At 71.5% G+C, this 14219-nt stretch carries 2 protein-coding genes (1 of these 2 only partly in view); one reads left to right on the forward strand and one right to left on the reverse strand.

Annotated features, from left to right (window positions below; genetic code table 11):
• On the reverse strand, positions 1 to 13609 hold the start of the coding sequence (locus tag ACTB72_RS01830) for an Ig-like domain-containing protein (protein WP_463035270.1). 14426 nt of this gene lie to the left of the window's left edge; the window shows 13609 of its 28035 coding nt (coding positions 1–13609); its start codon is at positions 13607 to 13609; its stop codon lies beyond the left edge, outside the window.
• 355 nt (positions 13610 to 13964) lie between these two features.
• Here ACTB72_RS01830 and ACTB72_RS01835 point away from each other — a divergent pair.
• Positions 13965 to 14219: DUF2332 family protein (locus tag ACTB72_RS01835; protein WP_463035271.1), on the forward strand; the 255-nt coding region annotated here is incomplete at its 3' end.

A 14219-nucleotide genomic window follows, 5' to 3' on the forward strand; every position in this document is an offset into this window, starting at 1 on the left:
CGATGACGAAGCCGCCATTGTCCGTGGCCGCCACCGCGGGCCGGTTCTGGGTGGCGAAGCGGATGTCGTTGACCCGGAACTGCTCGGTCACGCCCGAGCCGTCGGGGTCCACGATCCGCGCGTAGATCCCGCCGTTGCTCTGGTCGGCGACGTCGTCGGTCCACACGAAGACCAGGTTGCCGTTGTCGAGCTGCGCGACGCTGACCTCGGACTGGTCGTCGGCGGTCAGCTGGTTGACCTGGAATTCGCCCCCCGCCTGCGCGCCGGCCGCGTCGTAACGCTGGGCGAACACGCCGTAACGGTCGCCGTCGGCCGAGCCCGTCGACGAATAGCTTTGCCAGGTGACGAGGAATCCGCCGTCGTCGAGCGCGATCGCCCGCGGCGCGGTCTGGGTCGACAGCGTCTCGGTGTTGATCACGAATTCCGAGCCGCCGGCCCCCGACGTGGCGAAGATCCGCCCGGTGATCCCGTAATCGGACCCGTCGCCCGACCCGGCCGAGGTGTAGGCCGCCCACACCGCCACGATCTCCCCGCTCGCGAGCTGGGCGATGTCAGGCAGCTGCTGGACTGAGGAGGCGTTGAGCTCCACCGGCGTCTCGCCCGTCGCCGCCCCCGCCAGCGCAGCCCCGCCCATGTCGGTCGCCACGCCCGCATCCGAAAACCGCCGCGCCGTCACCCCGCTGTCGTTGTCGTCATACCAAACGGCGACGAAGCCGCCGTCGTCCAGCGCCTCGATCCGCGCCTGATGCTGGCTGCCCGAGGCCTGGACGTTGATCTGGAATTCGTCGGTCGTCTCGGCCGGAAGGGCCGTCCCGTCGCGCGCGACCGGATTGCCCAGCGCGTCCATGCGCTGGCCGTAGACGCCATAGCCGGACCCGTCCTGACCGCTCGACACCCAGATCGCCATCAGGTCGCCGCCCGCCAGCGTCACGATCTGCGGGTCGAGCACCGAGCCCGCGAAAGTCGCGACGGGGCGCTCCTCGCCCACCGGCGCGGCGGCGTCGGAGGTGGGCGTGATGTTGACCTCGACCACCACCGGGTCCGAGGCCCCGCCGTCGCCGTCGGTGATCTGGATGCGCAGCAGCCGCTGCTCGATCGGGTCGTCGGAAACGTTGCGATAGGTCAGGTTCTCGACCAGCAGTTCCACCGCCGCCGCATCCGCATTGGCGTTCAGCGTGATCTCGAACGGCCGCCCCGCCTGGCCGTTCTGCGCGATGGTCCCGACCACGACGCCGTCGACCGACACGGAAGTCCCCGAGATCGAGATCCGCGGCCCCTGCCGCAGGCCGAGCTGGTCCTGGGTCAGGTCGTCGGGCGCGTTGATCTGGTCGATCAGGGGCGCCGAGGCGATGATGTTGGACACCAGGATCGAGCCGCCGTCGAAATCGGCGGAGTCCGGATCCGAGACAGCGACCGCCCCGTTGGCGTCGATCAGCTGGGGGATGCCGTTGAGCAGATCCTCGTCATAGGTGACCGAGGCGTCGACCCCCTCCAGCACCGGGTCCCCGCCCAGCGCGAAATCGGCCGGATCGCCGAAGATGCGGCCGATCACGGCGGCGGTGGCGTCGCCGGAGAGCCCGCTGTCGTCGGTGAAGGCGGCGACGATGGCCCCGCCCGCCAGCCGCGCCGCGCCGGCCTGGTTCTGCGTGCCGGCGGTATGGTCATGCAGGCGGACCGGATCGTCGATGCGCAGGCCGTCGGCGTCGAACTGCTGCAGGACCACGCCGCCGGAGTCGCCCGCGACGGCGCCGCTGTAGATCACCGCGAAGCCGCCGCCGTCCATGGCGATCACCTCGTCGGGGAACTGGTTGCCGTTCACCGGGTCGTTGACCAGGAATTCCTCGCCATGGCGGGCGCCGTCGGCGTCGAAGATCTGCGCCCAGGACCCGTAGAGGCCGGAGTTGAACCGGTCGTCCCCTCGCCCTTCCCAGACCACCACGAAGCCGCCGCCGTCCAGCGCCTCGACCTTCGGGTTGAATTGGTTCCCCCGCTCATAGGCGTTGACCTGCACCTTGCCGCCGATCAGCGACCCGTCCGCCGCCACCCGCTGCAGGAACACGCCGTAATCGGACGCGCCCCCGGTCTCGGCCTGATAGTCGGCGTAGACGATGGCGAAGGCGCCGTTGCTCAGCGTCGCCACGTCCGGGGCCTGGCCGTTATAGCCCGCGGCCAACACTTCGATCGGGCCGCCGACGCGGGCGCCGGTGGCGTCGTAGCGCTCGGCCACGATGTCGTAGTCGCTGTCCGACCCGTCATAGACCCGCCGCACCACGACGACCCCGCCGCCGGGGATCTGCGCGCCGCCCGCAGGGATCGCGTCCATCGCCGGGCGGCCTTCGGCGCGGTCGACGCCGTCGCCGACCACGAATTCCGGGGTGGCCGGCTGGCCGAGGCCGTCATAGACCCGCATCATGGCGTTGGCGGACAGGCCGTTGACCTGGCCGGACGTGTCCGACCAGACCACCGCGAAGCCGCCGCCGGGCAGCCCTTCGACCGAGGCCTGGGACTGCCCGCCGAACGTGGTCTGGTTGACCAGGAACTCGCCGCCCACCGGCGCGCCCGACGCGTCGTAGCGCTGGCCGAAGACCCCCGGCGCCCCGTCGCCGGTCGCGTCCTGATTGACCGAGGTCCACACGATCACATAGCCGCCATCGGCCAGCGCGCCGACGTCGGGATCCTGCTGGGCCCCGGCGGCGAAGCTGTTGACCCGCGCCGCCTCGTCCACCGCCACGATGCCGTCGATCTGCGGGGCGATGGCGATGTTCGCCAGATGCAGCACCTCGCCGCCATCGCCGTCGGTCAGCCGCAGCGCCAGCTCGCGCACGGCCTCCGGCGCGTCGGAGGCGTTGTCGTAGCTGATCGCGCGCAGGAGCTCGCGCATCCGCACAGGCGTCGCGCCCGCGGTCAGCGCCAGCTGCAGGGGTGCGCCGTCCTGCCCGTCCGACAGGATCTCCGCCACGACCACGCCGTCCACCGACACTTCGGTTCCCGCGACCGAGACCCGCCCGTCCGCGATGATCCCGATCCGGTCCTGCCCCGCGCCGTCGGTCGGCCGGAACAGCTCCTGCACGACGTCGGAGTCGAGGATCTGAACCAGCAGCTCCCCGCCCGCGAAATCGGCGGAATCCGGGTCCCCCAGCGTCGCGTGCGGCGCGATGCGCTGCGGGCCGAGGTCGAAATCCGCCTCCTCGAATTCCATCGCGACCGGGACGCCGGCCAGCGCCGGCGCGGCGCTGTCATGCGGAGCGGCGGCGGGATCGAAGATCCGCTGGAACACGCCGGAGGAGTCGCCATCGCCGGCGCCGGCCGACGTCTCGGAGGTCCAGCCCAGGATCACCGTGCCGTCCGGGCGCACGGCCACGTCGGAGAACTGCTGCGTGCTGGAGGTCTCGACCGTCGCCGCAGTCTCGCCGTCGACGCGCGACCCGTCAGCGTCGTAGCGCTGCATGAAGACGCCGTAGCCCGACCCGTCGGCGCCGCCGGCGTCGGTCCAGGCGATCACCCAGCCGCCATCGGGCATCGCCGCGAGGCTCGGAGCGAACTGCTGGGAAGCGGTGGTGTCGTTGACCTGCGCCTCGTCCGACTGGGCCGCGCCCGCGGCGTCGAACTTGCGCATGTAGACCGCGGAATTGCTGGAATCCTGCCCCTCGGTCCGCCAGGCCACGACGAAGCCGCCATCGGCGGCAGCGATGACGCGGCCCTCGCTCTGCGTGCTCAGGCTGGTCTGCGCCACCTGGAATTCGCCGCCCAGCGCCGCGCCCGCGTCGGAGAACAGCCGCGCGAAGACGCCCGCGCCCGAACCGTCGCCCGCAGCCCCCGAAGTCGCCGAGGTCCAGGTGACCACGAAGCCGCCGCCCGCAAGCCAGGCGACCGAGGGGTCGTCCTGCGTGCTCGCGCTCTCTTCGTTGACCTGGCGCCCCACGCCCTGCGCCACGCCGTCGCCGGAGAACACGCGCGCGAAGACGCCGTTGGACGCGCCGTCGCGGCCGTTGGCGTCGACCCAGATCGCGACGAAGCCGCCGGCGTCGTCCGCGGCGAGCTTCGGCTGGAACTGCGTGCCGGCGGTCACGTCGTTGATCAGGAAGGCGTCGCCCGCCGGCGCGCCGTCATTGCCGAAGACCCGGCCGAACACGCCCGCCCCGGTCTCGCCTGCCGCCAGCCCCTCCGGCGAGGCGCCGGTGTCGTCGGTCCAGGCCACCACGAAGCCGCCGGTGGAGAGGCCGATCACATGCGGCTGGTATTGCGAGCCGTCGGTGAAGTCATGGACCCGGAACTCGCCGCCCACCGGCTGGCCGCCGAGGTCGTAGCGCTGGCCGTAGACGCCCCAGCCGCCGCCCTCGGGGCGGTCCTGCTCGAGGCTCTGCCAGACCACGACATGCCCGACCGCGTTCCCGGCCCCGTCCAGCAGGACCGCGGTCGAGCTGGAGGATTGCTGGTTGGTGATCTGGGAATTGACCTGCTGCTCCGCCGTGCGGGCCACGAGATCGCTGTCGACCTCCTGGGTCACGGACACCGTCAGGAAATGGCTGTCGGTGGACCCGCCGTCGCCGTCGGTGACCTGGGCCACATAGGTCCGCGAGGTCTCGGGATTGTCGGAGCCGTTGGCGTAGGCCAGCCGCTCCATCATCGCCTCGACGCGCGCCGCGGTGGCGTCGGCGTTGAGCGTGACCCGGAAGGCCGAGCCGGCCGAGCCGTCGGAGACCACGTCGCCGATGATCACCCCGCCGACCGATACCTGCGTCCCGCCGTTGACCAGCGCCACGCCGGCCCCGTCGAGGAGGGTGATCCGGTCCTGGTCCGCCCCGTCGCCCGGCCCGAAGCCGTTCTCGAAGCCTATGCCCGAGCCGATCACCCGGCTCACCAGAACCTCGCCGCCATCGAAATCGGCGGAATCGAGGTCGGTCAGCGCCAGCGCGCCATCGGCGACCAGCAGCTGCGGGCCGGAGTTGACGTCGGCCTCGTCATAGGTGATCGCGCCGTCGAAGCCGGTCAGCTCGGGCGCGACCCCGCCGGGGGCGGGCGCCGGGCGGTCGAAGAGCCTCGTCATCACGCCCTGGCCCTGACCGTCGCCGACGGTGCTGGAATAGGTGTCCGAGGTCCAGACCACGGCCAGCGCGCCGTTCGACAGCACCGCGACCGCCGGGTCGGTCTGGTCATAGGTGGTCTGGGTGTTGCGGATCAGGTTGGGGCCGTCGAAGGAGCCGTCGGCCTCCACCTTCTGGCTGACCACGCCATAGGCGTAGCCGTCCGGCCCGTAATCCTGCCACACCGCCTGGAAGCCGCCGTCGGCGGTGGGAGCGAGGTCGAGGACAGACTGGGTGTTGGCGGTGTTGACGTTGAGCGCGAGGTCCCCGGTCACCGCCGCGCCGTCGAGCCCGAAGATGCGCGCGAAGGCGCCCGTGCCGCTGGCGTCCGGCCCGTGCCAGCCGACCGCGAAGCCGCCCGGGGGCAGCGTCGCGCTCGGCGTCAGCGCCACGATCGCCGGCCCCAGCTGGGATCCGGTCTGAACGACGTTGATCCGCACCTGGTCGGGCCCGGTTCCGGTTCCGTCGAAGCCGATCAGCGCCCCGGTCTCGTCCAGCCGCTGGGCCGAGATCGCGGAGCCCGAGGCGTCGCCGCTCTGGTCCTCCCAGACCACCATCACGTCGCCGTCGGCCAGCACCGCGGCGCGGGGGTAATACTGGCCGTTCGCGGTGAGGGTGTTGACCTGGAACTCAGCCCCCTCGGCCCCTCCGGCCGCGTCGAAGCTCCGCCCGAAGATCCCGTAGCTCGACCCGTCGCCGGCCGACCCGCTGGTTTCGGAATTCCAGAAGGCCATGAAGCCGCCGTCGCCGAGCGCCACGATCTCCGGCCAGGTCTGGTGGGATGCGGTCTCTTCGTTGATCAGGAAGGCCGGGCCCGACGCGGTTCCGTCGGAAGACAGAATCCGGGCGTAGATGCCGAAACCGCTGCCGTCGCGGGCGCCGTCCTCGTGCCAGGCGACGACGACCCGCCCGTCGGAAAGCTGGGTGGCGCGGGCGCCGTATTGATTGTTCAGCGGTTCGTCGTTGACCTGGAACTCCGCCCCGCGACGCGCGCCCTGGGCGGTGTAGAACTGGCCGTAGACCCCGTAGTCCCCGGAATCGCCCGGCACGTCCTGCTGGCGCGAGGTCCAGGTGACCAGGTAGCCGCCGTCGTCGGTGGCGATCACCGCGGCTTCGTTCTGCGCATTGACCCGGTAGGTGTTGACCACCGTCTCCGCCGGGGTCTCCGCGTCGGCCTGGATCGGGGCGACCGGCAGGCTGTCATTGGCGATGTTCACGTAGTCGGCCCAGGTGACCGCATTTCCGGCCTGGTTCTGCACCCGGACCGTGAAATAGGGCGTCGTCGTGCTGAAATCGCCGGCGAGGCCCACGGTCAGATGCTCGACCAGCGCCTCGACGCTTTCGGCGGTCGCGGCCGCGTTGAGCACGACCTTGAAATCCGCCCCCGCCTGCCCGGTCTCGGCGCCGTCGAGCGTGCCGATCACCACGCCTTCATAGGTCACGTCGGTCCCGTCGAAGCCGATCTGGCGGACGCCGGTCCCCTCGTCCAGCACCGAGATCTCGAGCGTCGTGCCGTTGGCGTTGTGGTCGAGCTGCACGAAGCCGCCGGCGAAATCGTCGCCGTCGAAGCCGTTGAGGTCGACCGCCGCGTCCAGCACCACCGGCGCGCTCGCCAGCGCGGTTTCCGAGAAGCCGAAACGCCCGCCGCCCACCGGGCCGAGATCGGTCAGCGACCGGGCCTCGGCCGGCGCGGCGCCGGCGTTGAAACGGATCTGCACCGCGTCGGGCTCGGTCTGCCCGCCGGCGGCGTCGCGCACCAGGAAGCCGACGATGCGGTCCTGGTTGTTGATCGCGCCCGCCGTCCCCGAGGTGGCGAAGGCCGCGCGTTCCAGCACCAGGGCGATGGCGGCGGCGTCGGCGGCGGCGTTGAGCGCGATGACGAGGGCCGCGCCGTCCGCGCCGTCCTCGGTCCCGTCCACCGTGCCGATGGTCACGCCGTCGACCTTCACCTCGGCGCCGACCACCGTCACCGGTCCGGAGGCGAGGATCGAGAGCTGGTCGGTCGGGGCCCGCCCCGCGGTCACGTAGATGCGGATCAGCCCGCCGTCGAATCCGGCGCCGTCGCTGTCGGTGAACGACACCGCGTCGTCGATCACCACCGGGCCCGCCTCGGCGTCGGTCGCGTAGCGGGCGACGTCCTCGGCCAGATCCTCGAGATCGGGCGAGGGGCTGGCCGGCGCCGGGCTGGCGAAGACCCTTGCATGGATGTCGCCGCTGTCGGCGGGGTCGCGCCAGACCGCGAGGAAGCCGCCGGAGCCGAGCGCCGCGACCGCGCCCTGGTCCTGCGTGCCGCTGATCGCGTCATGGACCCGCACCGCGCCGTCGATGCGCTCGGCGTCGGCGTCGTAGCGCTGCACGAAGACGCCGTTGCCCGAACCGTCGCCCGCGGTCCAGCTGACCGCGAAGCCGCCGTCGGCGGTGGCCGAGGCGCGGATCGTGGCGGCCGGCTGATCGCTGATCGGGCTGACCCGGAATTCGTCGCCCTGCGCCACGCCCGCGCCGTCGTAGAGCCGCCCGAACACCCCGGCCCCGCGCGCGTCCGTGGCGTCCGAATACCACAGCACCGCGAAGCCGCCGCCCGCCAGGCCCACCACCTCGGCGCCGTTCTGGTTGAGATCGGTCTCCTGATTGACCAGGAACGCCGCGCCCGCCGCGGCGCCGGCGGCGTCGTAGCGCTGGGCGTAGACGCCCTGGCCGCTGCCGTCCGGCCCGTCGGCGACCCAGGCCACCACATGCCCCGCATCGGTCCCGCCCGCGCCGTAAAGCGCATCGACGGCGACGGCGCGCTGGCCGTCCGTGGTCTCGATATCCGCCGCGCTGACCAGCTGCTCGGCCCCCACCGCCGCGCCGGAGGCGTCGTAGGTCACTTGGCGGACCGCATAGGCTCCGGCCCCGATGCCGGCCATGAAGCCGACCACATAGCCGCCATCGGCGAGCGCCGCGATGTCGGGGGCGAGGCGCTGGTTGGACGCGTCGCTCGACACGATGACCTCTGTCCCGTCGGGCGTGCCGTCGGCGTCGAAGCGCTGGGCGCGGATCGAATAGGCCCCGGCGGCGAAGCCGTTCTGCCAGACCACCACGAAATCGCCGTCGGCGAGCGCGGCGACCCTCGGCGCCAGCTGGTCCGAGGCGCCCGTCGCGTTGACCCGGAACTCCGGCCCCACCGCGACGCCGTCCTCGGTCATCCGCTGCGCGTAGATCCCGTAATCGCCCGTTACGTTGCGCTGGTCCTGGTAATAGCTCGCCCAGACCGCGACGACGTTTCCGTCGGCGAGCTGCACCGCATGCGGGGTGATCTGGTGGTAGTCGGAGGTGGCGTTGGCCTCGACCTCCTCGCCCCCCGCCAGCACGTCCTCGGAGGCGGGCGTCACGGTGACGTCGATGTAGCGGGTGGCGATATGGCCGCCGTCGCCGTCGGAAAGATCGAGCGACAGGCGGCGCGCCGCGCTCGGGTCGTCGGAGAGGTTGGCGTAGCCCAGCGCCGCGATCACCGCCTCCACCGCCTCGACCGTCGCGGCGGCGTTGAACTGGATGCTCAGCGGCTGGCCGCCGGTCCCGTCGGAGGCGAGGGTCCCGATCACGACGCCGTTCACCGACACCGCGGTCCCGGCCACCGACACCGACCCCGCCCCCGCGGTGTTCCCGGGCACGAGGCCGAGCACATGCTGGGCGGCGGAATCGACGCCGTTGCGCTCGCCTTCCAGCTCGCCCGCCGCCTCGGAGGTCACGGCGAGGGTCAGCACGCCGCCGTCGAAATCGGCCGAATCCACGTCGCCCACCGCCACCGCGCCCAGCGGATCGAGCCGCTGCAGTCCGGCGTTGACCTCGGCCTCGTCGAAGGCCACCGCCTCGACCAGGCCGACCACCACCGGGGCCGCCTGGGGGGCGTAATCGGCCGGATCGCCGAAGATCCGCATCTCCACCGACGACCCGGCCCCGTCGCCGGCGCCCACGACCTGCGGCTGGGCCCAGACCGCCACGAAATCCCCGCCCGGCAGCGCCGCGATCGAGGGCGCGCCCTGGTTGCCGGCCACGTCCTGGTTGATCGCGAACCCGCCGTCGAGCCGCGAGCCGTCGGCCGCGTAGAGCTGCCCGAAGACCCCGTGCCCGGCGCCGTCTCGCCCGTTCTGGTCGACATAGGCGACCAGCATGCGCCCGTCGCTCAGCCCCACCACCCGCGGATCGAGCTGGCTCCCGACGCGGGCGTCATTGACCACGAAGTCATCGGTCAGCGCCGCGCCGTCCCCGTCGAAGCGCCGGCCGATCACGCCGTAGCCCGATCCGTCGACGCCGTTGGAGTCGGTCCACACCGCCATGAACCCGCCGGCCCCGTCGGCCGCGAGGTCCGGGGCGTATTGGGTGCCGTCGGTGGTCTGGGTCAGGATCTGCTGGTCGACGACCAGCGCCCCGGCCGCGTCCCAGACGCTGTAGCGCAGGTCCGCGCCGTTCTGCCAGGCGACGACCAGCGTGCCGTCGCCCAGCACGACGGACGCCGGGATGATCGAGGATCCGGAGGTCGCGGGGTCGATCCACACCTCCTCCGCCCCCCCGGTCAGGCCGTCCCAGCTGACCTTCTCGCCCGCCGCGTCGAAGCGCTGGCCGTAGTGCCGGTAATAGCCGCCGTCCTGATAATAGCTCTGCCAGATGGCGTAGAAGCCGCCTCCCGCCGTGGCCGGGATCGCGGCGAGGTCGACATTGGCCTGGTCGTAGGGCGTGGTGGCGTTGGCGAGGAAGGCGTCGCCCGCAGGCGTCCCGTCGGCTGCGAACATCCGCACATGCACGCCCGCATCGCCGTCGCCAGGCCCCGCGCCCTGCCAGGCCGCCGCGAAGCCGCCGCCCGCCAGCCCGATCACGTCCGGCGCGTATTGCGACCCGATCGAGGCCTGCGAGAGGTGGATCTCGCCCCCCGCCCGCGCCCCGTCGGCCCCGAAGACCTGCGCGTAGACGCCCCAGTCCGAACCGTCCTGGAGATTCGAGGCCCAGACCGTCACCCAGCCGCCGCCTTCCAGCGCCGCCACCTCGGGAACCTGCTGGTCGCCGGTCTGATAGGCGTTGACCCGGGTCTGCTCCAACCCGGCCAGCCCGGCGTCAGGCGTCCCCGCGATCTCGATCCGCAGGTCCTGGTCGACCGACACCCCCCCGTCGCCATCGCTGAGGCTCAGCGTGTAGCGGCGCAGGTCGGCGGGGTCGGAGGACGAATTCTGGTAGGTGACGGCGTCGAGCAGCGCCTCCAGCCGCGCCCGCGTCGCGCCGGCCAGCAGGGTCAGCTCCAGATCCGCGCCCCCCATCCCGTCGGAGACGATGGTGGCCACGTCGACGCCGTCCACCCGTACCGTCGCTCCGACCACGCTCACCGCGCCGCCGGGAACCACGCTCAGATCGTCCTGCCCGGCCGCGTCGGGGTCGAGATAGTCGTCCGCGTCGGCATCGCGCTGATAGCGCGACACCCGCAGCGCGCCCCCCTCGAAATCGGAGCTGTCGGGATCCGCGACGGAGGCGAGCAGGTCGCCGAAGATCCGCGCGCCGGCCTTGGCCTCGCTCTCCTCCAGGCTCAGCGTCTCGCCCAGACCCGGGAAGGACGGCGCGGCCGAGCCGCCGATCCCCGGCGCCTCGCCGATCACCCGCATCGTGATCCCGTAGCCCAATCCGTCGCCCGACCCGGCGGAGGTGTTGGCGCTCCACACCGCGACCAGCGAGGTGTCGCTCAACGGCAGGATCCGGCCCTGATATTGCAGGCTCGAGGTCTCCTGGTTCACCAGGATCTGGCTGTCGATCCGCGTGCCGTCCGCGTCGAAGAACTGCGCCGTCACCCCGTCGGAGCTGGCGTCGCCGATGGCGTTGAGGGTCGCCGAGCGCCAGGACAGCACGAAGCCGCCGCCCGGCAGCGGCTGCAGGTCGACATCCTGCTGGGCGCCGTTGGCGATGTCGTTGACCCGGATCTCGTCGCCCTCAGGCGCGCCGGACGCATCGAACCGGCGCAGGGAGATGCCGGTCCCGCTTTCGTCGATATCGGCCGAGGTCCAGGCCACCACGAAGCGGCCGTCGGCATAGCCCGCGACCGAGGGATAGTCCTGCGCCCCGTTCAGGTTGGCGTTGATCCGGAATTCGCCCGCGCCCTCCGGCACGCCGTTCGCCGCCACCAGCCGCCCCGCGACCGCGGCGCCAGAGCCGTCGCCATTGGCCGCGTCGTTGTCCGTCCACACCACCACGAAACGCCCGCCATCCAGCGCCGCGATGTCGGGCTGGCTCTGGTTGCCGACGGTCTGGGAGTTGATCACCGTCTCGCCGCCCACCTTGGCGCCGGCGGCGTTGTAGACCTGCGTGACCACGGCGTAGGAGGACCCGTCGCCGCCGGTCGAGGTCGAGGTCGTCCAGCCCACCACCCAGCCGCCGTTCGACAGCGCCGTCACCGTCGGCTGGGTCTGGTCGCCGTTCGTGTGGGTCTCGACCTGCAGGTCGCCGACGATCCGCACGCCGGACGCGTCGTAGCGCGCCATGCGGATGAAATCATAGGCCTGATCCTCCCAGACCACGACGAAGCCGCCGCCGGTCAGCCCGGCCGCTTCGGACTGGAACTGGTCGCCGCCGAACTGCTCGTTGACCCGGAACTCCGCCCCGCGCGGCGCGCCGTCGGGGCCGTAGATGCGGGCGTAGATCCCGTCGCCGGAGCCGTCCTGGCCCGCCGACGTCCAGCTGACCACCCAGCCGCCATCCGAAAGCCGCGCGATGGCCGCGTCCAGCTGATTGCCGTCGCTGAAATTGTTGACCTGGCGCTCATCCTCCGCGCCCAGCGGCCCGTCGACCGACGCAGCCACCGTCACCTTGACCGTCACCGGGGCGGAGGCTGCGCCGTCGCCATCCTCCACCTGGATCTGGAAGAGGGATTCCGGGCGCGGGTCGTCGGAACTGTTGAGGTAGGTCAGCGCCTCGATCAGCGTCTCGATGCGCGCCGCGGTGGCGTCGGCGTTGAATTCGACGATCAGCGACGCCCCGTCGGCGCCGTCGGAGACCAGCACGCCCACCGCCACGCCGCCCACCGACACCACGTCGCCCGCGACCGACACCGCGCCCGTCGCGTCGAGTCCCAGCTGATCCTGACCGACGGCGTCCTCGAACGGGAAATCATCCTCGCTGACCGTCGCCGAGATCCGGGCCACGATCAGCCGCCCCCCGTCGAAATCGGCGGAATCCGCGTCCGACAGCGCCACGGCGCCCTCGGCGTCGAGCCGGATCGGGCCGGACGCGAATTCCGCCTCCGACACGGCCCGCAGCGCGGACACCGCCTCCAGCTCCGGCGCGGCCGAGGGGGCTGCGAAGCTCTCCGGATCGCCGATGAGGATCGAGGCGATGCCCCGCCCGTCGCCGTCGCCCGACGCGCCAGAGGTCGCCGAGCTCCAGACCAGCGCCAAGGTGCCGTCCGCCAGCTCCGCCACCCGCGGCACGTCCTGCTGCCCGGCGACGTTCCGGTTGATCGGGATCTCGCCCGTGGTCGCCACGCCGTCGGCGTCGAAGCGCCGCCCGAAGATGCCGTAGCCCGACCCGTCGCCGGACCCTCCGGAAGTGTTGGCGATCCAGGTGACGAAGAAGCCGCCGTCCTTCGTGGCCGTGAGATCCGGCTGCAGCTGGGTCGACGAGGTTTCGACGTTGATCTGCACGTCGCCGGCGACCGGCGTGCCGTCGCCTTCGAAGACCCGCGCGAAGACGCCGTAGCTGCTGCCGTCGGCGCCGCCCTGGTCGGTCCAGACCACCGCCCAGCGCCCGCCCTCGAGCCCGATCACCCGCGGCTCGTATTGCTGGCCGACGGCGTTGACGTTGATCTGCGTCTCGGTCCCGATGGCGACGCCGGCTGGGTCGTAGCGCTGGGCGAAGAGGTTCCAGGACGTGCCGACCTGATAATAGGACGCCCAGACCACCACGAAGCCGCCCCCGGCCAGGCCGTTCGCCCCGGCATCGGGCTGGATCTCGGCCATGGAGGACAGGCGTTTTTCCTGCCAGGAGGGACCGTCATGGGTGTTGACCGCGAAGCTCGCGCCCTGGGCCGCGCCCTCGTCGGAGAAGATCCGGGCGCGGATGTCCTCCGCGGTCACATGGGTCCAGCTCACCACGAAGCCGCCGGAGGACAGGGCCAGGATCCCGGGATCGTATTCGTTGGCGGAAGCGATGTCGCCGACCGCGAATTCGCCCCCCGCCGGCTGACCGTCGGCGTCGAAGACCTGGGCGGAGACCTGGTGGCGGCCATCGATCTGGCTGCGCCACGTCACCACGAAGCCGCCGCCGGCCAGCCCGGTCGTCTCCGGCTGGTCCTGATCGCCGGTGCGGACCTGGTTCACGATGAACTCGGCGCCGAGGCGTTCGCCCTGGGCGGTGAAGCGCTGGCCGGCGATTCCGCTGCCGCCGCCGTCCTGTCCGGCGGTCTGCCAGACGACGACATAGCCGCCATCGCTCAATTCCGACAGGGAGGGATCGTACTGATCTCCGGAAGCGAAGACGTTTACCAGCGACTCTGGAATAACCGGAGCGTTCATACTTCATCCCCCCTGGCGAAGCAGGTCGCCGGCCGCGAAGACCGGACGAGCTTCTTCGTGAATTCAAATGATGAGGTCCACACCACCTCACCTGGCGACAATCTATTTGCCGCTCTCCCCCAAGTCGGTGAATTTTCTAACATCACGGAATCCGGCGCTCAACGTTAGGTTAAGTGCGATGTCCGAACTGTTTCGTCCGAAAGATCGCCCCCGCTGCACCGCAAGACATGCGTGCCGATGAATTTATCATGATCGGGCAATCGCTTGCGCCGCGCTGCGTCAACTTCCGCCGCATTGCGACAAATCGGGCGGCGTGCGAAAAAAATTTCATCAGATCGAATCGAGGGAAACGCCGATGTCCGAAAACGCCGTTCCTCGCCCCATCGAAGAGATTCGACACGCCTTCCGCGACCAGGCCCAGGCCTGCGCGCGGCTCGGCTCCCCCTTCACCGCGGCGCTGCTGGCCGGACTGGCCGAAGCACTGACCGACGTCCCCGCCCCGCACGAAGACCCGGTGCGCGCCCGCCTGCGCGCCTGGCCGGGCGACCCGCGCGACGACGCGCTGGCGCTGCGGGTCGCCGGCGCGCTGCATGCGCTGGTGCGCTCGGGC

Source organism: Albimonas sp., from assembly GCF_055129145.1.